This is a genomic window from Micromonospora sp. BL1 (assembly GCF_003667485.1).
Classification (GTDB): Bacteria; Actinomycetota; Actinomycetes; order Mycobacteriales; family Micromonosporaceae; genus Micromonospora; species Micromonospora tulbaghiae.
Map to the genome: position 1 here is coordinate 1 of NZ_RCVK01000280.1, position 22,582 is coordinate 22,582.

Annotated in this window: 20 protein-coding genes and 2 tRNA genes; 7 read left to right on the plus strand and 15 right to left on the minus strand. The window is 71.4% G+C overall.

Features of this window, described 5'->3' with window-relative positions; translation table 11 throughout:
• Position 1: 1 nt before the first annotated feature.
• Entirely contained in the window at positions 2 to 1,378 is a 1,377-nt protein-coding gene (locus EAD96_RS20375; RefSeq protein ID WP_121685436.1) for an MFS transporter, read from the minus strand.
• Positions 1,379 to 1,589: 211 nt separating this feature from the next.
• On the opposite strand from EAD96_RS20375, the gene EAD96_RS20380 reads away from it, so the two are divergent.
• On the plus strand, positions 1,590 to 6,104 hold the full coding sequence (locus tag EAD96_RS20380; protein ID WP_121685437.1) for an HAD-IC family P-type ATPase: 4,515 nt from the start codon (positions 1,590 to 1,592) through the stop codon (positions 6,102 to 6,104).
• On the plus strand, positions 6,094 to 6,882 hold the full coding sequence (locus EAD96_RS20385) for an MBL fold metallo-hydrolase (protein ID WP_121685438.1): 789 nt from the start codon (positions 6,094 to 6,096) through the stop codon (positions 6,880 to 6,882). Before EAD96_RS20380 ends, EAD96_RS20385 begins: the two co-directional genes overlap by 11 nt.
• A 40-nt stretch (positions 6,883 to 6,922) precedes the next feature.
• On the opposite strand, the gene EAD96_RS20390 is transcribed toward EAD96_RS20385, so the two are convergent.
• Together EAD96_RS20390 and EAD96_RS20395 are read right to left on the minus strand one after the other, a co-directional pair.
• Entirely contained in the window at positions 6,923 to 7,870 is a 948-nt protein-coding gene (locus EAD96_RS20390) for an L-threonylcarbamoyladenylate synthase (protein ID WP_121685451.1), read from the minus strand.
• Positions 7,871 to 7,959: 89 nt separating this feature from the next.
• Positions 7,960 to 8,550 (minus strand): helix-turn-helix domain-containing protein, encoded by a 591-nt coding sequence (locus tag EAD96_RS20395; RefSeq protein WP_121685439.1) that lies wholly within the window; start codon positions 8,548 to 8,550, stop codon positions 7,960 to 7,962.
• A gap of 65 nt (positions 8,551 to 8,615) precedes the next feature.
• Here EAD96_RS20395 and EAD96_RS20400 point away from each other — a divergent pair, with 65 nt between their 5' ends.
• Complete coding sequence (locus EAD96_RS20400; RefSeq protein ID WP_121685440.1) at positions 8,616 to 9,206, plus strand: dienelactone hydrolase family protein; 591 nt, start codon at positions 8,616 to 8,618, stop codon at positions 9,204 to 9,206.
• A gap of 3 nt (positions 9,207 to 9,209) precedes the next feature.
• Here the strand turns inward: EAD96_RS20400 and EAD96_RS20405 are convergent, their stop codons facing one another.
• The 3 genes from EAD96_RS20405 to EAD96_RS20415 are packed head-to-tail and all read right to left on the minus strand — an operon-like array spanning position 9,210 to position 10,632.
• Positions 9,210 to 9,890 (minus strand): PH domain-containing protein, encoded by a 681-nt coding sequence (locus EAD96_RS20405; RefSeq protein WP_121685441.1) that lies wholly within the window; start codon positions 9,888 to 9,890, stop codon positions 9,210 to 9,212.
• A 53-nt stretch (positions 9,891 to 9,943) separates the two neighbouring features.
• The gene (locus tag EAD96_RS20410; protein WP_121685442.1) at positions 9,944 to 10,330 is read right to left on the minus strand and encodes a VOC family protein; all 387 of its coding nucleotides are present in this window, start codon (positions 10,328 to 10,330) and stop codon (positions 9,944 to 9,946) included.
• The gene (locus tag EAD96_RS20415) at positions 10,327 to 10,632 is read right to left on the minus strand and encodes a helix-turn-helix transcriptional regulator (RefSeq protein WP_091413576.1); all 306 of its coding nucleotides are present in this window, start codon (positions 10,630 to 10,632) and stop codon (positions 10,327 to 10,329) included. The genes EAD96_RS20410 and EAD96_RS20415 overlap by 4 nt, the downstream gene beginning before the upstream one ends.
• Before the next feature lie 51 nt (positions 10,633 to 10,683).
• Here EAD96_RS20415 and EAD96_RS20420 point away from each other — a divergent pair, with 51 nt between their 5' ends.
• Together EAD96_RS20420 and EAD96_RS20425 are read left to right on the plus strand one after the other, a co-directional pair.
• Complete coding sequence (locus EAD96_RS20420) at positions 10,684 to 11,220, plus strand: AAA family ATPase (RefSeq protein WP_121685443.1); 537 nt, start codon at positions 10,684 to 10,686, stop codon at positions 11,218 to 11,220.
• Between the two features lie 98 nt (positions 11,221 to 11,318).
• A complete protein-coding gene (locus EAD96_RS20425) occupies positions 11,319 to 12,071 on the plus strand; it encodes an LPXTG cell wall anchor domain-containing protein (RefSeq protein ID WP_121685444.1) in 753 nt (250 codons plus the stop codon).
• Between the two features lie 65 nt (positions 12,072 to 12,136).
• Here the strand turns inward: EAD96_RS20425 and EAD96_RS20430 are convergent, their stop codons facing one another.
• Complete coding sequence (locus EAD96_RS20430) at positions 12,137 to 12,556, minus strand: ester cyclase (protein ID WP_199733244.1); 420 nt, start codon at positions 12,554 to 12,556, stop codon at positions 12,137 to 12,139.
• A 465-nt stretch (positions 12,557 to 13,021) separates the two neighbouring features.
• Here EAD96_RS20430 and EAD96_RS20435 point away from each other — a divergent pair, with 465 nt between their 5' ends.
• On the plus strand, positions 13,022 to 13,462 hold the full coding sequence (locus tag EAD96_RS20435; protein ID WP_121685452.1) for a DUF4259 domain-containing protein: 441 nt from the start codon (positions 13,022 to 13,024) through the stop codon (positions 13,460 to 13,462).
• A gap of 42 nt (positions 13,463 to 13,504) precedes the next feature.
• Here the strand turns inward: EAD96_RS20435 and EAD96_RS20440 are convergent, their stop codons facing one another.
• Together EAD96_RS20440 and EAD96_RS31025 are read right to left on the minus strand one after the other, a co-directional pair.
• On the minus strand, positions 13,505 to 13,735 hold the full coding sequence (locus EAD96_RS20440; RefSeq protein ID WP_121685446.1) for a hypothetical protein: 231 nt from the start codon (positions 13,733 to 13,735) through the stop codon (positions 13,505 to 13,507).
• 76 nt (positions 13,736 to 13,811) lie between these two features.
• Positions 13,812 to 14,099, minus strand: coding sequence for a hypothetical protein (locus tag EAD96_RS31025; protein ID WP_158614807.1), 288 nt, complete (start codon positions 14,097 to 14,099; stop codon positions 13,812 to 13,814).
• A 333-nt stretch (positions 14,100 to 14,432) separates the two neighbouring features.
• Between EAD96_RS31025 and EAD96_RS20450 the strand changes: the two genes are divergently transcribed.
• Positions 14,433 to 14,810 (plus strand): carboxymuconolactone decarboxylase family protein, encoded by a 378-nt coding sequence (locus EAD96_RS20450; RefSeq protein ID WP_088986731.1) that lies wholly within the window; start codon positions 14,433 to 14,435, stop codon positions 14,808 to 14,810.
• A 139-nt stretch (positions 14,811 to 14,949) separates the two neighbouring features.
• Here EAD96_RS20450 and EAD96_RS20455 read toward each other — a convergent pair.
• The 6 genes from EAD96_RS20455 to gyrB all read right to left on the minus strand — a co-directional run bounded on the left by EAD96_RS20455 (position 14,950) and on the right by gyrB (position 22,209).
• A tRNA-Ala gene (locus EAD96_RS20455) sits at positions 14,950 to 15,025 on the minus strand.
• Positions 15,026 to 15,035: 10 nt separating this feature from the next.
• Positions 15,036 to 15,164 carry a DLW-39 family protein gene (locus EAD96_RS31600; protein WP_013283222.1) on the minus strand — a complete coding sequence of 43 codons (129 nt, stop codon included), beginning with the start codon at positions 15,162 to 15,164 and terminating at the stop codon, positions 15,036 to 15,038.
• A gap of 43 nt (positions 15,165 to 15,207) precedes the next feature.
• Positions 15,208 to 15,281: transfer RNA gene (locus EAD96_RS20460), tRNA-Ile, on the minus strand.
• A gap of 143 nt (positions 15,282 to 15,424) precedes the next feature.
• Positions 15,425 to 16,348 carry a DUF3566 domain-containing protein gene (locus EAD96_RS20465; RefSeq protein ID WP_121685447.1) on the minus strand — a complete coding sequence of 308 codons (924 nt, stop codon included), beginning with the start codon at positions 16,346 to 16,348 and terminating at the stop codon, positions 15,425 to 15,427.
• Positions 16,349 to 16,351: 3 nt separating this feature from the next.
• Positions 16,352 to 20,131, minus strand: a complete 3,780-nt coding sequence (gyrA, locus tag EAD96_RS20470) for an intein-containing DNA gyrase subunit A (RefSeq protein ID WP_121685448.1) — start codon at positions 20,129 to 20,131, stop codon at positions 16,352 to 16,354.
• A 131-nt stretch (positions 20,132 to 20,262) separates the two neighbouring features.
• Positions 20,263 to 22,209, minus strand: coding sequence for a DNA topoisomerase (ATP-hydrolyzing) subunit B (gyrB, locus tag EAD96_RS20475; RefSeq protein WP_120572508.1), 1,947 nt, complete (start codon positions 22,207 to 22,209; stop codon positions 20,263 to 20,265).
• Between the last annotated feature and the right edge of the window lie 373 nt (positions 22,210 to 22,582).

The following is a 22,582-nucleotide window of genomic DNA, read 5'->3' on the forward strand; positions in this document are numbered from 1 at the left end:
GTCACATGGCGGGGCGGGGGGAGACTCGACCGGCCAGAACCAGGCCGAGCAGGGCGCAGGCGGCTGCGACGCCCAGCGTGGTCGCGTAGCCGGCCGGGCCGGGGGACGAACCGGCGGCCAGGACCGCGCCGGTGAGCGCCAGCACCGTGGCGGCGGCGAGCGAGTCGCCCAGTTGCAGCGCGGAACTGTTGCGGCCCTGCTCGGCCGGGGCGGACTGCTCCAGGGTGAGCACCGACAGCGACGGATAGAGCAGGCCCATACCCAGCCCGGCCACCGACCAGCTCAGCACGGCCGGCAGCACCGGCAGTCCGGGCACCAGCGCCGACGCCACGCCCGCCGTACCGATGGTGATGCAGGCCAGCCCGGCCCGGGGCAGCGTCGCCGCCGAACGGGGTGAGCCGATCCGGCCCTGGATCCAGGAGCCCACCGACCAGGACAGCGCACCGACGGTCAGCACCAGGCCCGCGCCGGTGGGTGAGAAACCACGCTCCCGGGACAGCATCAACGGGATCACCACCTCGGCGGCCACGAACGCCGCCGACGCCAGCGCGCGCAGCCCGATCACCGTCGGCAGTCCCCGTGCCGCGCGCAGGAAACCGGCAGGCAGCAGGTGCGGCACGCAGACGAGCAGCCCGGCCAGCGCCCCGGCAATCAGGCCGGCGGCGAGCACGCCGCGCTGCTGCCCCCCGTAGTGCAGCAGTGCGGCGCTCGCCCCCGCCCCGCAGGCCCAGCCGATCCGGGCCAGGGCGCCCGCCGGCGGCCGGGTCGCCACGGTGGCGGTCAGCGCCCGCAGACCCGGCTGGACCAGCAGCGCCGCCGGGATCGCCACCGCCGGCACCGCGAGGAACACCCACCGCCAGCCCAGGTGTTCCACGATCAGTCCGGCCAGCGCCGGACCGACGAGCGACGGCACCACCCACGCCGCGGCGAACGCGGCGAAGATCCGACGCCGCAACTGCTCCGGGTACGCCTGGCCGACGACCACGTAGAGCGCCACCGAGACCAGTCCGGAGCCGAAGCCCTGCACCACCCGCCCGACGACCAGCACCTCCATGGTCGTGGCGGCACCGGCCACCACCAGGCCGGCGACGAACCAGACGACCCCGTGCCACATGGCCGGGCGTGGCCCGCGCGCGTCGCACCAGATGCCGGAGGCGACCATCGCCACCACGCCGGAGGCGAACGAGCCGCCGAACGCCAGCGCGTACAGGCCGAGCCCGTCGAGGCTGCGCGCCACTGTCGGCATGGCGGTGCCCACCGCCAGCGCCTCGAACGCGAGCAGGGACACCAGGGCGACACTGCCCACCGTCATCGCCCGCAGGCGCGGCGACCACAGGTCGACGGGTGGATCAGCCGGTACGGCGGTGGTGCTGGTCATGGCGTTCAGCCTCGGACCTCACCCCCGGTTGAGGTCAACTGTGTCGCGCGTCTCGTCCCGCGCGGCAACGGCGGGCCGACGCCGGAAACTTCTGCCGTCGGGGTGGCATAACGGACGCCGCGCCGGGAAGTCGGGCCGCCGGGACGAGACCGGGAGGCGAGATGGCGTACGGCTGCGACACCTTCAACCGACTGCCCGGCCGTACGACTCGATGACCTCGCTGGGACGCTTCGCCGGCCTCCTGCTGTCGCCGACGGTCGTACCGGACGCCGCCGCGCGCGTCGCGCGTACCGTCGGGTCGGCCCTGCCCACGGACGCCGTGCCGGCCCGGGTCACCGAGGTCGCGGGCAGCGTCGGTACGGCCGCAGCCCGGCTGGCCCGCCTCACCGGGCTGACCAGCCGCCGGGTGTGGTCGCAGGACGGCCGCCACCACATCGAGGTGCACGGCGTCTGCCAGGACGGCGGTGACCGGCTGGCCCGTCAGGTCGAGGCGGCGCTGGAGTCGATGCCGGGTGTGACCTGGGCGCGGGTGAACGCTCCGTCCGGCCGGGTGGTGGTGGCCACCGGGGATCCGGCGCCGAAGCTGCGCGACCTGATCGCCACGGTGGCCCGTGTCGAGCGGACCTGCCCGTACGAGCCGGACCCGGAGATCGAACCGCCGCAGCCGCCCGAGGACGGTCCGCGTACCGCGCGGACGTTCGGCGCGCTGCTGTCCGACGTGCTCGGGCTGGGCATCTCCGCCGCCACCCGCGTGCTGCCGCTGACCCCGATTCCGGCCGAGGTGGCCGGTCTGCTGGGCGCTGTCGACCTGCACCCGAAGCTGCACGCGCTGGCCGGGTTGGGCATCCGCGCCGACCCGCGCGCCGAGCTGCTGTTCCCGCTGGCCGAGGCTGTCGTGCAGGGTCTCACCGGCGGGTGGGCGGGCATCGTGCTCGACGGTGCGCAACGCGTGGTGCAGTGGGGCGAGGGTGCCGCTCAACTGACCGCGTGGCGGCGGGCCGAACCGCGCCTTACCGGCGACCCGGAGCACGCGGTAGCCCGGGTGCCCGACGGCGAGCGGCCCTGCCCGGTGCCGGACGGGCAGCCCGAGCGGTACGCCAAGCGGGTGCTCCCGGCCGGCGCGGTCGCCGGGGCGGCGGCACTGCCGGTGCTGGGACCGAAGCGGGCCGCCGCGCTGGCGCTGTCCTCGCTGCCGAAGGCACCCGGCTCCGGCCGCGAGGGGTACGGCGCCCAGCTCGGCCGAATGCTCGCCCGGCGCGGTGTGATCGCGATGGACCGCAGCGTGCTGCGTGAGCTGGACCGGATCGACACGGTGGTGCTGGACGCCGCGGTGCTCGGCTCGGACCGGGGGGTCCTGGCGGACCTCGCGCCGCTGGCCGACGCCGACACCGGGCGAGTCTCCGCCCGGGCGTTCGCGTTGTTCGACCCGGCCGAGCCGGACGCGGTACGCGCCGACGGCGGCTGGCGGATCGGCCCACTGGACCGCCTCGGCGCCGACGACCCCGGAGACACCCCGGACAGCGCCCGGCTGCGCGCCGACGGTGGACGGCTGCTCGGGCTGGCCGAGAACGGCCGGCTCGCCGCCGTACTGCGGGTCGAGCCGGAGCCCGCGCCCGGCGTGGACGCGCTGGCGTCGGCCGCCCGCCAGGCGGGCCTGCGGCTCGTGGTCGGCGGCCCGGACGACGGCCGGTACGACTTCGCGGACCTGCTCGTGCCCGGCGGCCCCGGGCTCGCCGACGCGGTGCACGACCTGCAACGCGAGGGCGCTGTGGTGATGGTCGTCTCCGGTGAGCGGTCGGCGCTCGCCGCGTCCGACTGCGGCCTCGGCGTGTACGGCCCGGACGACCTGCCGCCGTGGGGCGCGCACCTGCTCGTCGGCGACGACCTGCGCGTGCCGGCCCTGCTGATCGACGCCGCCGGGGTGGCCCGCCGGATGACCGAGCAGAACATCCGGATCGCCATGGCCGGCAGCGGGCTCGGTGTGCTCGGCGCGTTCACCGCCGACCGGCGGCGCCTGCCCCGCCCGGCCCTGGCGGCGGTGAACGGCGCGGCGGCGCTCGCGTTCGCGCACGGCGTGTTCCGGGCGCACCGGCTGCCGGACCGTACCGGCGCCCCGATGCCCGCGCTCACCGCCTGGCATCTCATGCCGACGCAGACCGTCCTGGACCAGCTCGACACCGGCCCGTCCGGGCTGACCGACGAGGAGGCGGCCCGCCGCCGGCGGGTCGAGGTCGGGGACGAGCACGGCCCGGCCGGGCTGCTCCGCTCGTTCGTCGAGGAGCTGTCCAACCCGCTCACCCCGGTGCTGGCCGCCGGCGCGGTGCTCTCCGCCGCGTTCGGCTCCCTCGTCGACGCCGCACTGGTCGGCGGCGTGGTGGGCGGTTCGGCGCTGGTCGGCGCGGTGCACCAGCGCAACACCGAACGGTCCCTGGCCGAGTTGCTGTCCCGCTCGGCGGTCACCGCCCGGGTGGTGCGCGACGGCGAGGAGCGGGTGGTGCCCGCCGAGGAGCTGGTACGCGGCGACGTGATCACCGTCAGCTCCGGGGACGCCGTACCGGCCGACTGCCGGGTGCTGACCAGCGACGGGCTGGAGGCGGACGAGTCGTCACTGACCGGCGAGTCGCTGCCGGTGGCGAAGAGCCCGGATCCGGTGGTGGCGGCGGCCATCGCCGAACGGCGCTCGATGCTGTTCGAGGGCACCACTGTCGCCGCCGGCCACGGCACCGCGGTGGTGGTGGCCACCGGCGCGGAGACCGAGGCCGGGCGGAGCCTCGCCATGGCCCGTGAGGCCCCGCCCGCCAGTGGCGTGGAGGCGCGACTCGGCAAGCTGACCAGCAGCGCCGTACCCCTGGCGGCCGCCTCGGCGATCGCTGTGGCCGGGGCGGGACTGCTTCGGGGCGTACCCCTTGCCGAGACGGCGGCGACCGCCGCGAACCTGGCCGTGGCGTCGGTGCCGGAGGGGCTGCCGTTCCTGGTCAGCGCCGCGCAGCTGGCGGCGGCGCGGCGGCTGGCCGAGCACGGCGCCCTGGTCCGCAACCCCCGGACGATCGAGGCGCTGGGCCGGGTCGACGTGCTCTGTTTCGACAAGACCGGCACGCTCACCGAGGGGAAGCTGCTGCTGGCCGGGGTGGGTACGGGCGACGGCCGGTACGCCGCGTTGGACGACCTGGACGAGCCGCTGCGGTCGACGCTGGCCGCCGCGGTGCGGGCCACCCCGTCCGCCGCCGACCCGGACGAGTTGCCGCAGCAGACCGACCGGACGGTACGCCACGGCGCGGACGCCGCCGGGGTGGACGAGCGGACCGGAGCGGCGGACTGGACCGCCACGGCCGGGCTGCCGTTCGAACCGTCCCGCGGCTACAGCGCCGCTGTCGGGCGTGCCGCCGGCGGGCTGCTGCTGAGCGTGAAGGGCGCCCCCGAGTCGGTGTTGCCGCGCTGCGCGTCCCGCCGAACCGCCGAGGGGGACCGGCCGCTCGACGCGGCCGGACGCGAGGAGGTGCAGGCGATGCTGGCGGGGCGGGCCGGCGCCGGGCACCGCATCCTCGCCGTGGCCGAGTGCCCGGTCTCCACCGAGCAGGTGAGCGACGAGCAGGTCGACGGCCTGGTCTTCGTGGGTTTCCTGACGCTCGCCGACGGGGTGCGGGAGAGCGCCCGGCCGGCGGTGGCCCGGATCCGGGCCGCGGGCGTGCACACCGTCATGATCACCGGCGACCATCCGGCCACCGCCGAGGCGATCGCCGCCGCGATCAGCCCGGACGACGGCGGGCAGCGCGTCGTCACGGCCAGCGACCTGGACCGGCTGGACGACGCCGCGCTCGCCGAGCGCCTGATGGCGACCGACGTGGTGGCACGCTGCACGCCCGCCCACAAGGTACGGATCATCCAGGCGTTGCAGCGCCAGGACCGCACCGTCGCGATGACGGGTGACGGCGCCAACGACGCCCCGGCGATCCGGCTCGCCGACGTCGGTATCGCTCTCGGTCAACGGGGCACTCCCGCCGCCCGCGCCGCCGCCGACCTGGTGGTCACCGACGACCGGCTGGAGACGATCATCGCCACGCTCGTCGAGGGACGGGCCATGTGGTCGTCGGTCCGGCACGCGCTGAGCATCCTGGTCGGCGGCAACCTCGGCGAGATCGCGTTCAGCGTGCTGACCGCCGCCGCGACCGGCCGGTCCGCGCTGAACGGCCGGCAACTCCTGCTGGTCAACCTGCTCACCGACCTGGCGCCCGCGCTCGCCATCGCGGTCCGCCCGCCCGCCGACGACAGCGCCGACCACCTGCTGCGGGAGGGGCCGGACTCCTCGCTCGGCGTCACCATGACCCGGGAGATCGGCCTGCGTGCGGCGTCGACCACGCTGGGCGCGACCGCCGGCTGGACGATCGCCAGGTGGACCGGCACCCAGCGGCGGGCCAGCACCGTCGCCCTGGCCTCGCTGATCGGCACACAGCTCGGGCAGACGGTGCTGGCCGGCGGCACCAGCCCCAGCGTGCTCGCCGCCACCGCCGCGTCGGTGGGTGTGCTCGTGGCGGTGGTCCAGACGCCCGGTGTCAGCCAGTTCTTCGGTTGCACCCCGCTCGGCCCGGTGGGCTGGACCATCGCGACCGGCTCGGCGCTCGGCGCGACGTTCGCCAACGGCACGCTGACCAAGCTGGTCGACCGCCTGCCGCAGCCCGGCTCGCATGGGCGTCCCGATCAGGGGTACGGCGAAGGACATGACGCCTGAGGTGACGTTCGTCGGTACGGCCACCACTGTGCTGCGGATCGGCGGCTTCACGCTGCTCACCGACCCGAACTTCCTGCACCGGGGACAACGGGCGTACCTGGGCCGGGGCCTGTGGTCGAAGCGGAGCACCGACCCGGCGCTGACCATCCCCGAGCTGCCCCCGCTGGACGCGGTGGTCCTGTCCCACCTGCACGGCGACCACTTCGACCGGGTCGCCCGGCGTGGCCTGGACCGGTCGCTGCCGATCCTCACCACGCCGCAGGCGGAACGGAAGCTGCGCCGCTGGGGCTTCGGCGCGGCGGAAGGGCTACCCACCTGGCGGGCGTACGAGCTGCACCGGGGCGACGAGACGCTGCGCCTGACCGCGCTGCCCGGCCAGCACGGGCCGGGCCTGCTCGACCGCGCGCTCCCCGACGTGATGGGCAGCCTGATCGACCTGGAACAGGGCGGCGAGCGGCGCTTCCGCCTCTACGTCACCGGGGACACGCTGCGCCGACCGCAGCTCGCCGAGATCCCCGCCCGCTTCCCGGACATCGACGCCATGCTGATCCACCTCGGCGGCACCCGCATCGCCGGCATCCTGCTCACGATGGACGCCCGGCAGGGCGCCGACGTGGTGGAGCTGATCCGGCCACGGCTCACCGTGCCGATCCACTACGACGACTACCCGGTGTTCCGGTCGCCGTTGCGGCACTTCGTCGAGGAGGCGAGGCGGCGCGGCTTCGCCGGCCAGATTCGTACCGTTCTTCGTGGCGAAACGGTTCCGCTGACACCTTGACCGGCGGGTCGCGGGCGGCCGGTCCGCGGCTGACCGCCGCTCAGTGCCAGGTGGCGGCGGCGCGGCGCAGCCGGTCGTTGATCGCCCGGCCCACGCCGGTGTCCGGTACCGGCTCGGCGACGATCTCGGTCACCCCGGCCGCGTCGAGCCGGTGCAGCGCGTCGAACAGGCGCGCCGCCGCCGCCGTCACGTCGCCGTCGGGCGACAGCACCTCCACCGCGGCCCAGTCGCCGTCCGCCGGTGGTTCCCGGAAGGCCAGAAACCCACGCCGGCCGCCGCCGGGCTCGGCCGCCGCGCCCAACCGCAACGGGGTACGCGGGGCGTAGTGCGCGGCCAGCGTCCCGGGCGCGACGGGCTGACCGGAGCTGCCCTGGCGTACCTCGACCGGGCCGACCGCCTCGACCAGCGCCTCGACCGGCAGCGCGCCCAGCCGCAGCACAACCGGCCGGTCACCCCGGGCGTCCACGATCGTCGACTCGATCCCGCACCGGGTGGGCCCACCGTCGAGCACCACGTCCACCGCGCCGCCCAGCCCGGCCACCACGTGTTCGGCCCGGGTGGGGCTGAGCTGGCCGAACCGGTTCGCGCTCGGCGCGGCCACCGGCACACCGGCCGCCGCGATCAGTGCCCGCGCGGACGGCTCGTCCGGTACGCGTACCGCCATGGTGTCCAAGCCGGAAGTGACGATCGGCGGGATGCTCTCCGGCCGGTCCACGATCAGGGTGAGCGGGCCGGGCCAGAACCGCTTCGCCAGCTCGGCCACCGCCGTGGGCACCTCGCCGACCAGTGCGGCCAGGTCGGCGGCGTCGGCGAGGTGGCTGATCAGCGGGTCGAAGCTGGGCCGGGCCTTCGCCTCGAAGATCCGCGCGGCAGCGCGGGCGTCGAGCGCGTTGGCGCCCAGCCCGTAGACCGTCTCGGTGGGGAAGGCGACCAGCCCGCCGGCGCGCAGGACGGCGGCTGCCTCGTCGATGCCGCGCTCGGCCGGCAGGACGCGCGGGGATCCGGTGCTCACGCTTCCGACGCTAGCCTGCCCGGATCGCCGCCCCGGCAAGACCCCGCCGTCGCGTGGTGGGGCGGTCAGCCGCGCCTGTCGGTGGCGGGGTCCGTGTCGGGGAGCGTGGGCGCGTCGGTCGGGTAGAGGCCGGCGGCGAAGCCGTACACCTGGTCGCCGGCCCGGGGGATCTGCGCGAACCGCCGGGCCAGCGCCTGCACCTCCGCCCAGAACTCGCGGACGTCCTCGATCGGGATGCGCGCGTGCACGAGCGTGCACCGCAACTCGTCGGCGGCGTGCGCGGCCGCCGCTTCGGCGGCTGCCTCGGCGAGCCCGTTCATCCGGGACACCACCTGCTTGTCCTCCGCCCGGCTGAGCGCCCCGACGTAGTAGGTGCGAGCCACCCGCCCGTAGAACCGCTCCTCGATGGCGCGTACCCGCCGGGTCCGCACCACGCGCAGCAGACCGGCGTCCACCAGCTGGTTCACGTGGTACGCCACGCTGCTCTTGGGCCGGTCGACGGCGCGGGCCATCTCGTTGACAGTGGCGGCGCGCTCCAGGAGCAGTTCGAGCAGCGTGCTCCGCAACGGGTCGGCGAGCGCACGCAGCTGCTCCGGGGCGGTGACCACGAGCAGGTCGTCGAGGTCGTAGTCCGGGATCCGCTGATTGACCGACATTTCTCGACCGTTCTAAGATTCTGGTTCGTTCGATAACTCTGGTCTGACAACTCAGGAGTGTAGTGATGGCCGAGATCGTGCTCTTCCACCACATTCAAGGGCTCACGGACGGGGTTCGCGCGCTCGCCGACTCCCTGCGCTCCGGCGGGCACACCGTGCACGCCCCCGACCTCTTCGACGGCGAACTGCCCGCCACCATCTCCGACGGCGCCGCGCTGACCAAGCGGATCGGCGGCGACGTCCTCGACCAGCGCGCCGACGCGCTCGTCGCCGACCTGCCCGCCGACCTGGTCTACGCGGGCGTCTCCTGGGGGGCCGCCATCGCCCAGCGGCTCGCCCAGACCCGGGCCGGCGCCCGGGCCGCCCTCCTCTACGAGGCCTGCCTGCCGGTGACCGGCGAGTGGGCGATCGGTCCCTGGCCCGACGGCGTGGCGGTGCAGGTGCACGGCATGGAGCACGATCCGTTCTTCGGGCTGGAAGGGGACGTGGACGCCGCCCGCGAGCTGGTGTCGATCGTCGGCCCCGAGCGCGGCGAGCTGTACGTCTACCCCGGTGACCGGCACCTGTTCACCGACAGTTCGCTGCCCTCGTACGACGCGGAGGCGACCGCCCTGGTGGTGAGCCGCAGCCGCGAACTGCTCGACCGGCTCGGCTGACGCCTACCCGTCACCGCGCAGCCGCGCCAACGCCGCCGCGTACTCGGCGTCGGTCAGCACCCCACGCTCGTACTGCCTGGTCAGCGCGTGGATGTCGCGCCGCCGGGCGGCGTTCGGAGCCGGCCGCCGGACCTGCTCCGGCCGGTCGGCGCGGGCCGGGTCCGGGGCCGGGGTCGCCGGCGCGCGCTGCTCCGGGGGACGGGCGTTGCGGTGGCACTCCCGCAGGTTCGCGAGGATCTCGTCGTAGTGCTCCGGCCAGGTGACCAGGCGGGTCAGCTCCAGGCGGAACGGCCGGACGATGGCGCCGGACTGGATCGGCGTCTGCACCGGCTCGCCGTCGGTCCGCTCGATGACGATCGCGTCGCGTCCCATGTCCAGGCCCGCTATCGAACCCGCACCGCTGCGGATCTCCACGACCGACGCCCACGGCACCGTGGTCGTGCGGAGCAGCAAGCGCGAGCGCACGCCGACGGGGCTCACCCAGACGCCGAGCATCGCGCGGCGAACCGCGACGGCGAGGCCGACGGCGTTCCACACTCCGAGGAACAGCACCTCCGGTCCCAGCATCCTGCCACCGCGGACCTCGAACACGAGGAGCACGAAGAAGCCGACCGCCAGCACCGCCACGACCATGAAGTCGGCGGTGGTCAGGTCCAGCGAGTACGGGCGCCGCCACACCGTCATGCCGCCAGCGTGACCGATCGTGTCCAGCGGTTCCGCGCGGAGTCAGCGCCCGGCTACCGGTACTGTGCGATCTGGATCAGGTTGCCGCAGGTGTCGTCGAACACCGCCGTGGTCACCGGGCCCATGTCGACCGGCTCCTGGGTGAACAGCACGCCGAGGCCCCGCAGCCGGTCGTGCTCGGCGGCCACGTCGTCCACCGCGAACTGCGTCAGCGGAATGCCGTCGCCCGCGAGCGCCTCCTTGAACGCCTTGGCGGCCGGGTGCGCGTCGGGCTCCAGCAGCAGTTCCACGCCGTCCGGGGCGTCCGGCGAGACCACTGTCAGCCAGCGGAACTCCCCGGTCGGCACGTCGGTCTTCTTCACGAAGCCGAGCACCTCGGTGTAGAAGCGCAGCGCCTTGGCCTGGTCGTCGACGTACACGCTGGTGAGGTTGATTCTCATGGGTTCTCCTGGGTGGGTTCGGCGGACCTGAGCCATCGCTCGGTGATGGACCGCAGCGGCCGGGTGTCGAGGTGGTGGAACTTGTAGCGCCCCTGCCGCCGCGTGACGATCAGGCCGGCGGCCTCCAGGACGTCGAGGTGCTGGGAGATCGCCTGCCGGGACGAGCCGACCTGGTGCTTCGTGGCCAGCCGGCCGCAGATCTCGAACAAGGTCTGACCGTCGCGCTCGGTCAGCTCGTCGAGGATCAGGCGGCGGGTGGGATCGGCCAGCGCCTGGTACAGATCGCCCACGTCACCCACCATATGCAAGTAGTGGCTTGCCTATCAAGAGGCTGCCCGCCATCGGAGGACGTCATGCCCGGATACATCCTCACCGGCGCTCCCGGCTCCGGTAAGACAGCGATCCTGCGCCACCTGGAACTCGACGGCCATCCCGTCGTGGAGGAGGCCGCAACCGACGTGATCGCGCTTCGCCAGGCGCTCGGCCGACCCGAGCCGTGGCGTGAGCCGGACTTCGCCGAGCGGGTGCTGGATCTCCAGCGGAGGCGTCGGCGCCGAGCCGAGATGTTCGGCGACGACGTGGTGTTCCACGACCGCTCACCCGTGTGCACGCTCGCGTTGTGCCGCCACCTCGGCATGACGCCGCCGTCCGCCCTGCTCGACGAGATCGAGGGCATGACGACGGAACGGACCGTCTTCTTCGTCCGGAATCAGGGCTTCGTCGAGGCGACCGCGGCCCGGCGGATCAGCTTCGAGGAGTCGCTCGTCTTCGAGCGGGTCCACGAACTGACGTACCGCGAGGCGGGATTCGACCTCGTCGACGTGCCGGCGGGACCGCTCGCGACCCGGGTGGCGGCGATCAAAGAGGCAGTTGATCGACTGTGCCCTTAGCGCACTCTGTGCAGCGTCGGCCACATCAATGCCCTTGCTTTGGGCACCGGTACCGCTAACATCTCCATGTTTTGATTTCCACGGGGAGGAAAGTCCACATGCAATGGAAGGTTCCGGCCGGTGCCCTGGTGGCGCTGGCCTTTTTGATTCCGGCGGCGCCTGCGGCGGCGCAAGCCGCATCGCCCGGGCTGAACGAGTCCTGCCAGACGGTCGAACGCAAGGTGTACAAGGACTTCCGCGAACTTGTCACCATCGACCTGGACACCGCCACCGTTTCCGAGCTTCGGCTGCTGGCGTACCGGCTGCTGGCCGAGGCGCAGGCCGAATCGTTGCCGGTTCTGCCGGGCGAGATCGAGGAGCGGCTCAAGGGCACCTCGGACGACCTTCGCGCATACCTCAAGAACGTGCAGGATCGCTGGGCGATCGCTCTGCGCGTCAGGATCGGCCAGACGATGACGGGCGCCGGCCCCAACGTGCGGGCCGCCGCGCAGAAGGTGCTCGACGACCCGTCCGTCGAGGCCTACCTCGCCTACCTGAACAACGGCCTGTACGAGGCTCGTGCGCTCGACTGCGCGTCCCAGACGCCGACTCCGACTCCGACGCCGTCTCAGCCCACGACCACGCCGACCACGCCGACCGCGACGCCCAGCGCCACGTCGACAGTCGTTCCGCCCGTCACCCCCTCCGCCGGCGTGGGTGCGCCCGGCGGCGACGGTGGTGGCGAGGGCGGCGGGCTGCCCGTGACCGGAGCCGACACCGCGACCGTTGCCGGCATCGGTGGGGCACTTCTGCTCATCGGCGGCGCCAGCTACGTCATCGGACGCCGGCGTCGTTCCCGCTTCGTCGCGTAGTTCCCTGCGCGCGCCCAGCTCGATGCCTCATCGGGCTGGGCGCGCCGCGTTTTCCGGATTTTCCGTCAGCCGGCGAGCTGCCGCCGCACCGAGTCGGTGTCCATCAGGTACGACATGAACTTGAACTTGCCGTCCTGGACCCGGTAGAAGGCGGTCTCGGTGAACGACACCGACGCGCCGGTGGGGGCCAGGCCGTTCCACTCCTTGACCGGGGTGCCCGTGTCGACGAGCCGGGCGGCGATCGTGTCGCCCTCGACGACGAGGTCCTGGATCTCCCAGTGGAGGTCCGGGACCGCCTCCACGTGCTTGTAGAACTCCGCCACCATGTCCGCCATCTTGACCGGGGTGCCGTTCATGACGACCTCCTCGTGGGCGAAGTCGGCCATGCGGGCGAACTCCCGCTTGTTCGCCAGCTCGACGTACCGCAGGTAGAAGTCCCGCAGTTCCTGGGTGGACATGGCTGGCTGGGTTGCGACGGAGCTCATGATCGTTTTCCCTCATCTGTGTGCGCCGACCCGCATCACCGGACCGGCCCTCGGCGCGAGCGATATTTTGTACCGCTCGGTTCTGTCACGACCGTAACAGGATTCTGCACCGATCGGTTCATGATCCGAGTCACGTTCTGTACCGATCAGTACGTCGTCCCTGGGTCCGAACAGCCTCGCCGATCTGCCCGCCGCTCGGGTGCTTGCCGGCAGTCTGCTCCACCCCCGCCCGTCTCACCGAGTTGCTACACGGAGAAATCCGTTGTCGTCGTAGTGCCGTCCGCCCACCATGGCCACTGTGAGCCGAAGCCTCCGCACGGACCCCCGATCCCGCCAGGCGCTTCGACGCGCGCCCGTCGGCTGGCTTGGCTGTACCGATGGCTGTACCGCCAAGCGCTCTCGCGCCTTGCGTCCGCCCCCGCTCGGCTTCATGATCCGCTCACCGGGAACGTGAAGGAGGAGCACATGGGCACCTGGGACGACGGCCCGTTCGACAACGACAGCGCCGCCGACTGGTGCGGTGATCTCCACGATGCCGATCCGCCTGCCCGGCCGGCAATGGTTCGTGCTGCTCTGACAACGGCAGCACTCAACACCGGGTACCTCGACCATGACGACGCCGCCTCGGCCATCGCCGCAGCGGCCATCGTGGCATCTCAGATGCCCGGCGGAGACCCGATAACCTCGCCGTACGCGCCGGACTTCCTGCTTGCTGGTGAATCCCTTGACTTGGACGACGACCTGCCACAGCTCGCGGTCGAAGCACTCGACCGGGTCCTCGGCGACGACTCGGAGTGGCGGAGCCTATGGGGCGAGGCGGGAGCGATCGAGTTCCCGCGGATCACCAAGCTCCGCGCAGTGCTGTCCGGTCCTACCGAACTGCCCGGCCAGATCGCGATGCTTTAGGACCGCGCGTCCGCGTGGCGCGGATTTGCCCGTCATCCCGAGTCATCGATGCCCACCCATGCTGCGGTCCTCTTCGTCCGGCGACGCTGCGATCACCTGGTCCCACGGGTTGACAATGGCTGCGGCCTGCCTCTCGCTACAGGCCAAGCCGCTGAGCAGGACGTTGTTCTGATAGTCGAGGATCTCAAAGTGCCATCGATCGAGTTCCGGCAGGCGTTTCACTGTTGCCCAGAAGTGGCCGGAAAGATCGCTGGGGAACACCTCGTCCGGCAATACCGCTCCTCTGCCTCAAAGCCCACCTCCGCGAACCCAGCCGGCAACCAAACTCCGCGACCGCGTCGTGCCAGCGTCAGGCAACGGGCAAGAAGTGGCCCTCGGTCGAGTCCATGCCAGCAAGACCGTCACCGTCGACGTCACCGAGCTGGCCATCACCTGCGACAACGGCATACGCACCACCCCCCAGCCCGTCCGCAACATCAAGCCAGCCGCCCCGAAAGACCGACTCCCCCTCCAGAACGGGCACGATGACCCGATGAGCAGCGCACGATACCGGCAGGTTCGCCAACATCCGCGCCGACGACGTCGACCACGTCACCACGAACACCGATGCGGCCGAGATCGTCGCGCGGATGCTCACCGACCTGCGCGCGCCCCCACCGAGTGGGAGAACCACACCCTCGAACGTTCCCTGGACGCACTCGGGTCCTCGCTCAAAGCCCTTCCATGGCTCTATCGCAACCGCGCGGGGACGACTTCCCCGACCAACCGACCTGGAAGCAGTTCACCGAAGCCCTCGTCATGGCCACCGGCCGCGAGTAGCCCTCGCCTAAAGCAGGCGCACTAAACCAACCGTCAAGCATCAGCAGGGACGGAACCGGTTTCCCGGAACGGCCGACCGAACGGCCGGGGTGGGCGCGATGCTGGAACCGAACGGCAGTCGATCGGCTGACACGTGCGGAGGTGGCAACGCATGCCCGACGATCCCCGATACCAGCAGGCCCTCGACACCGCGGAGCGCCTCCTCGGCCAACCGTTGACCCTGCCGCTGGCCGACGGGGAACCCGCGGTCGGTCAGGACTTCCGGCGGCTGGCGACCGAACACACCTTCGGCGACTCGTGGCCGCGACCAGGCCTGGACCTGCGGAGCCGCTGCCTGATCTCGGTGGCCGTCGCGGCGGCGCTGGGCACCCACGAGCCGCTGCGGGGGCAGTTGCGCATCGCGCTGACGTCCGGCGTGACCAAGGAGGAGATCGTCGAGCTCTTCATCCACCTAGAGGCGTACGCCGGGGCGGCCCGGGCGTTCGACAGCTACCAGGTGGCCGCGGCGGTCTTCGGCGAGCACCGCTGACGACGCTGCCAGCACCCGTCGACTCTAGTTGTCGAGCGGGTCGTCATCGAGGTCGACGGCCACCTGTTCGACAAGCCGTACCCGAAGTCAGCCAAGAGTCAGGGGAGGAGAGAACAGGCCGTGACCTGGCCGGATGATGTGGTGGAGCCCAGGGGACTCGAACCCCTAACCCCTGCCTTGCAAAGGCAGTGCTCTGCCAGTTGAGCTAGGGCCCCGTGTCGGCGTTCAGCGCAGGTCGGGCGCCGTGGTCGCCTCGTGCCACAGGGCGCGCTCGTCGTTCGACGCCTTGACCTTCTTGGCCACGACGGCGGCCACACCGACGATGCCGGCCAGGATCAGGAGCTTCTTGAACATGTGCTTGACCCCTCGCGCTCGACTGTCGTCGGACGATGTGCGGTGGGGCTAGCTGGAATCGAACCAGCGACCTCAGAGTTATCAGCTCTGCGCTCTAACCGACTGAGCTATAGCCCCGCGTAGCGACGAGCTAGGTTAACCCATCGCCTCCACCGCGCCCAAATCGGGGGTCTGTGGTGGAAGCGCCCGCGCCATCTCGAACCTACCCGGACGCACGACGCCGGGGCGACCGCTTTACGCGGTGCCCCGGCGTCGGTCGATCAGTCCCGCTCGGCGAGCGTCAGTTCGATCCCGCCGACCAGGTCGGCGCAGACGTTGTAGACGAACGCGCTGAGCGTGGCCAGCGCGGTGAACAGCACGACGTTCACCAGGCCGATCAGCGCCGACGTCAGGATCACGCCCTTGGCGGTGATCCGGAAGCCGCCGCCACCCTGGCCGCCGCCGGCGTTCACCAGGTCGGTGAGGCTGTCGTTGACGCTCTTGAACACACCCATGGCGTCCAGCGCCAGGTAGAGCACCGACGTCGCCACGACGACCACGATGAAGAGCACCACGGACACCGCGAAGGCGAACTTCATCACCGACCACGGGTCGATCCGCTTCAGGTTCAGCCGGGCCCGTCGCGGTCCGCGCGACGCGGCCGAGCTGACCGAGGTACGCGCGGCGCGTACCGCCTCACCCACGCGCGCGGCGCCGACGGCCGCCGCGCCGCTGATGCCCGGCGGCAGGCCGCCACCGTTGGCGGGCCGTGCCTGGGCGCTCGCGGCGCCGCTCGGGCGCGAGCCGTCGGGCGACGCCTTCGGGGCGGTGCCCAGGCCGGCGCCGATCCGCGGCTGCGTGCCGGTCGTCCCGGTGGAGGCCCGGCCGGTGGCCGACGGGGTGATCGGTTGGGTGTTCGTGGCGTTCGCCGGCTTGGCTGCCGGAGCGGCCAGACCGTCGGCCGACGTCGGAGCGTCGACCTTGGTCTCGGCCGAGTCCCGGGAACCGGAGTCCTCTCCCGGCTTGTCCGGAGGCGGGGCCATGCCGGGAGCCCGGGTGAACTTCGGGGCAGGCGCGTCGGCGGGAACCGTGGCCCGGCCCACAGCCGCGCGGCCGGTCGCTGGTGTGCCGCCCTGCGCGGCCTCCTCCTCGACCGGAGTGGCCGAGGTCCCCTTGTTCCCCGACTTCGCCTGTGTCTCCGTCATCAACTAGTCCTGTTCGTCAGGCTCGTCGGCATTGCGAGCAATCGCCACGATAGTCACGCCGTCCGGGAGGTCCATCAGCTTGACCCCCATTGTGTTCCGGTCACGCGTACGGCGTACAGGCTTCACCGGAGTCCGGATGACGCCGCCGTTGCTCGTGATGGCGAACAGCTCGTCCTCCGGATCGATCACGACCGCGCCGACCAGGCCACCGCGTCGCTCGGTGATCTTCGCGGTCAGCACGCCCTTACCTCCCCGGCCCTGGACCGGGTATTCCTCGATCGGGGTACGTTTCGCGTAACCCCCGTTCGTCGCGACCAGAACGTCCAGACCCTCTCGCACCACCTCGACGGCGAGCAACTCGTCCTCGCCGCTGAAGCGCATGCCGATCACCCCGGAAGTGGCCCGGCCCATCGGGCGCAGCGCCTCGTCGGTGGCGTTGAAGCGGATCGCCTGGGCGTTCTTCGACACGAGCAGCAGGTCGTCCTCCGGAGCGACCAGGACCGCACCGACCAGTTCGTCCTCATCGCGCAGGTTGACCGCGATGATGCCGCCGGAACGGTTGGAGTCGAACTCCTCGAGCCGCGTCTTCTTCACCAGGCCGTTCTTCGTGGCCAGTACCAGGTAGGGGGCCACCTGGTAGTTCGGGATTTCAATGATCTGCGCGATCTGCTCGTCGGGCTGGAACGCGAGCAGGTTGGCCACGTGCTGGCCCTTGGCCACCCTACTGGCCTCGGGAAGCTCGTACGCCTTCGCCCGGTAGACCCGACCCTTGTTCGTGAAGAACAGGATCCAGTCGTGGGTAGAGCATACGAAGAAGTGGCTGACGATGTCGTCCTGGCGGAGCGTCGCCCCGCTGACGCCCTTCCCGCCGCGCCGCTGCGACCGGTAGAGGTCGACCTTGGTCCGCTTCGCGTACCCGGTGCGGGTGATCGTCACCACCACGTCCTCGCGGGCGATGAGGTCCTCCATCGAGACCTCGCCGTCGAACGGGACGATCTTCGTGCGCCGCTCGTCGCCCCACTTCGCGACGATCTCGCCCAGCTCCTCCGAGACGATCTGCCGCTGCCGCTCCGGCTTGGCCAGGATGTCCTTGAGGTCGGCGATCTCCAGTTCGAGCTTCGCCAGGTCGTCCAGGATCCGCTGCCGCTCCAGGGCGGCGAGCCGGCGCAGCTGCATGTCCAGGATCGCGGTCGCCTGGACCTCGTCGATGTCCAGCAGCCGGATCAGGCCCTGCCGGGCGTCCTCCACCGTGGGCGAGCGACGGATCAGCGCGATCACCTCGTCCAGCGCGTCCAGCGCCTTGGACAGACCGCGCAGGATGTGCGCCCGCTCCTCGGCCTTGCGCAGCCGGAACGCGGTCCGCCGCCGGATCACCTCGATCTGGTGCTCGACGTAGTAGCGGATGAACTGGGCCAGGTTGAGCGTGCGCGGCACACCGTCGACCAGCGCCAGCATGTTGGCGCCGAACGTCTCCTGGAGCTGGGTGTGCTTGTAGAGGTTGTTCAGCACCACCTTGGCGACCGCGTCGCGCTTGAGCACGAGCACGATCCGCATGCCGGTACGGCCGGAGGACTCGTCGCGGATGTCGGCGATGCCGGCGAGCTTGCCCTCCTTGATCAGCTCGGCGATGCGCTCGGCGAGGTTGTCCGGGTTGACCTGGTAGGGCAGCTCGCTGACCACGAGCGCCGGCCGGCCCCGCTTGTCCTCCTCCACCTCGACCACGGCGCGCATCCGGATCGAGCCACGCCCGGTCCGGTACGCGTCCTGGATGGCCGCCTGGCCGACGATCAGGCCGTAGGTCGGGAAGTCCGGGCCTTTGACGATCTCCAGCAGGGCTTCCAGCGTGGTGGCCTCGTCGGCCTCCGGGTGCTCCAGGCACCACTGCACGGCCGCGCCGATCTCGCGCAGGTTGTGCGGCGGGATCTTGGTGGCCATGCCGACCGCGATGCCCTCGGAGCCGTTGATCAGCAGGTTCGGGATCCGCGACGGCAGGATGGTGGGCTCCTTGGCCCGGCCGTCGTAGTTGTCCTGCAGGTCGACGGTGTCCTCGTCGATGTCCCGCAGCATCTCCATCGCCAGCGGGTCGAGCTTGCATTCGGTGTTGTGGCTGACGAATCCGTCGGAGACGAACGAGTGGTCCTCGGTGTCCACCCGGATGCTGTAGACCGGCCGCACACCGGCGTCGGTGATCTCGGTCACCTCGGCGTAGTAGAAGCGCCCGTCGACGAGCGGCTCGACCACGTCGAGGATGCCCGGCTCGGTGATCCGGGCCGCGATCTCGTCGCGGTCCCGCTCCCAGCGCTCGATCCGGTCCACGTTGTGCCGGCGCAGCCAGTCGCGCTCGGTCCAGCGGCTCGCGCCGTGCTCACGGACGAAGTCGCCGACGAACGGCACGTGGTCGCCGGAGAGCGCGGTGCTGCTCGCCGGCACCTGGGCCAGCTCGGATTCCAGCTTCGCCTGCTTGCGGCCGAGGAAGCCGATGTGGGCGGCGAAGATCCGGGCGTTCCGCCGGTTGGTGACGACGATCTTGATCTCACCGCTGTCGTACCGGCACTGCCGGCTGACCACGCCGAACTCCAGCAGCAGCTGCTGGACCTCGCGGGCCAGCCGCGCGCTGCGGGTCGAGTAGGAGACCTGGATCGTGTGGCGGGGCAGCAGCGACGACGAACCGTCACCCTCGAACAGCGCCTGGAGGAAGGCCCGCTTGACCGCGGCCGGCCCGCGCCAGACGAACTCCGGCACGAACTTGTCGGCGCTCCGCGCTCCCACCATCTCGCCCAGCACGCTGGCCCGGAGTGCGGAGAGATCCTGTACGTCGAGCTCGTGCAGCGTGCTGCCGGAGGCGATGACCCGCTCGGCGACGTACCGGGGACCGCCGACCGCGAGGTCGTAGGCGGTAAGGACCCGGATGAAGAACTCCCGGTCCACGTTGTTGAAGCCGGCCCGCTGCTCGGACACCCACCCCTCGGACACGAACGCGCCCGCCAGCACGGCGGCCTCGACGTGCTCCAGCATCGGGTAGCCGATCTCGTCCGGCACGGTGCGTTGGAGGACCACCCGGTCACCCGGGGCGATCTCGGCGAGCAGCTTCCACAGCAGGGTCGGTACACCGGCCACGTTCACCAGGCAGAGCACCGGGTGGTTGTGGGTGCCGGTCAGCTCGTACCCCTCGCGGGTGCGCAGCCGCAGCGTGGGGTGCTCGCCGGAGTGGAAGAACTTGGAGGCGCGGACCAGGTCGCCGTTGCGGTCACGGACCTTGAGGTCGACATCGGTCTCGCTGCTCGGTGCGGCGTCCGGCACGACGTCGGCGATCCTCACGGACCCCTCAGCGGTACGAATCCGGGCGTCGCCGACGAGGCAGTAACGCATGGCGGCGGCCGGGTCGTTTCCGGGCGAGCCGAAGTTGCCGTTGCCGTCGACCAGCGGGTAGCGCAGCGACCACGGCTGCGCCATCCGGACCAGCGCGTCGTAGATGGCCGAGTCGCCGTGCGGGTGGAACTGGCCCATCACGTCACCGACGACGCGGGAGCACTTCACGTACCCGCGGTCCGGCCGGTAGCCGGAGTCGAACATGGCGTAGAGGATCTTGCGGTGGACCGGCTTGAGCCCGTCCCGGACGTCCGGCAGGGCCCGCCCGACGATGACGCTCATCGCGTAGTCGAGGTACGAGCGCTGCATCTCGACCTCGAGGCCGACCGGCTCGATCCGGTCGTGCTGGACGACCGCCGCCAGTGTCTCCGGGGTCTCCGGCTCGTTCGGGGTGGACTCGGGAGTATCGGTCACTGTTAACCCTTATCAGACTCTTCAGTCGTGGTCTCGCTGTGGATAACGGCTGTGGAAAGCGTTCAGGCTGTGGATAACTCTGTGGACTGCCGGGCCGGCCGGTGGATGTCCGGCCGGCCCGGGCGCGTCCGTCAGATGTCCAGGAACCGCACGTCCTTGGCGTTGCGCTGGATGAACGACCGGCGAGCCTCGACGTCCTCGCCCATCAGGACGCTGAACAGCTCGTCCGCGGTGGCGGCGTCGTCGAGCGTGACCTGGCGCAGCGTACGAGTGGCCGGGTTCATCGTGGTCTCCCACAGCTCGGGGTAGTTCATCTCGCCGAGACCCTTGAACCGCTGGATGTCGTCCGGGCGGGCGTTGGGCTTCTTCTGCTGGCGCAGGGCGATCAGCCCGTCGCGCTCGCGGTCCGAGTACGCGTACTGGGCGTCGTCGCCCTTCTTGTTCCACTTGATCTTGTAGAGCGGCGGGGCGGCCAGGTAGACGTGGCCCAGCTCGACCAGCGGCCGCATGAAACGGAACAGCAGGGTGAGCAGCAGCGTCTGGATGTGCTGGCCGTCCACGTCGGCGTCGGCCATCAGCACGATCTTGTGGTAGCGCAACTTCTCGATGTCGAAGTCGTCGTGGATGCCGGTGCCGAGCGCGGTGATCAGCGCCTGCACCTCGTTGTTCTTCAGCACCCGGTCGATCCGGGCCTTCTCGACGTTGAGGATCTTGCCGCGGATCGGCAGGATCGCCTGGACGCGCGGGTCGCGGCCCTGCTTGGCCGAGCCGCCGGCCGAGTCGCCCTCGACGATGAAGACCTCGGACTCGCGCGGGTCGGTGGACTGGCAGTCGGCCAGCTTGCCGGGCATCGAGCCGGACTCCAGCAGCGACTTGCGCCGGGCGAGCTTGCGCGCCTGCTGCGCGGCGATCCGGGCGCGCGCCGCCTGGGACGCCTTCTGGATGATGATCTTCGCCTCGGCCGGGTTGCGGTCGAACCAGTCGACGAGCGACTCGTTGCAGACCCGCTGCACGAAGCCCTTCACCGGGGTGTTGCCCAGCTTGGTCTTGGTCTGACCCTCGAACTGCGGGTCGGTGAGCTTGACCGAGATGATCGCGGCCAGGCCCTCGCGGATGTCCTCACCCGAGAGGCGCTCGTCGCCCTTGAGCAGCTTCTTCTCGGCGCCGTAGCGGTTGACGACGCTCGTCAGCGCGGCCCGGAAGCCCTCCTCGTGGGTGCCGCCCTCGTGGGTGTTGATGTTGTTGGCGAAGGTGTAGACCGACTCGCCGTACGACTCGTTCCACTGCATGGCGATCTCGACCGACATGCCCGTCTCCTCGGCCCCGAACTCGACCACCGTCTTGTGGATCGGGCTCTTGGAGGCGTTGAGGTGCCGGACGAAGTCGGCGATGCCGCCCTCGTAGTGGAAGGTGACCTCGCGGGTCTTGCCGTCCTCGTCCTCCGGGACCCGCTCGTCGAGCAGGTGGATGGTGAGACCCCGGGTGAGGAAGGCCATCTCCTGGAGGCGCCGGTAGATGGTGTGGAAGTCGAAGTCGACGGTCTCGAAGACGTCCGGGTCGGGCCAGAAGGAGACGGCCGAACCGGTGCGGTCGGTCTCCTCGCCCTTCTCCAGCGGCGTCGGCTTGGAGTGGTCGTACTGCTGGCGCCAGACGAAGCCGTCCTTGTGGATCTCCACGGCCATCCGGGTGGACAGCGCGTTCACCACGGAGACGCCGACGCCGTGCAGGCCGCCGGAGACGGCGTACGCCTTGCCGTCGAACTTGCCGCCCGCGTGCAGCACGGTCAGGGCGACCTCGACACCCGGCTTCTTCAGCTTCGGGTGCAGGTCGACCGGGAAGCCACGGCCGTTGTCGGTCACCCGGACACCGCCGTCGGCCAGCAGCACCACGTCGATGGTGTCGCAGTGCCCGGCCAGCGCCTCGTCCACCGCGTTGTCGACGACCTCCCACACCAGATGGTGCAGACCGCGCTCGCCGGTGGACCCGATGTACATACCGGGCCGCTTCCGGACCGCTTCCAGGCCCTCGAGAACGGTGATGGACTCGGCGCCGTACTTCTTGTTGTCCTCCGCTGCCACCCTCGGCCACTTTCTCGCACCGGCCGCGCGTGGGCGCGGGGGCGCGGGTTCGGCGGACAGGACGCGACGTCGGCGCGCATGGTCCGCCCCTGGGATCGCCAGGTCGGATCATGTGCGCCGGGCGCCGCGGTTGCCCGCGGATCGCGATCGGCTCGGACCCGATGCGGGACTATGATCGAGGGCCCACCGGGCCCCAGTCCGTCGCTCCGTCTCGGGTCTTTCGTCTCGCCCCCAATCTTACTGTGCGGAGCCGACCAAACCGCCACTCGGCACCCTCTCCGAGGCGGCTGAGAATGCCGTAGCCGGACGAACCGCGTCGCCCACGACTCCCCCTACACGCCATTGGGGCGGCGCCGCGCCACCGGCCACCGTG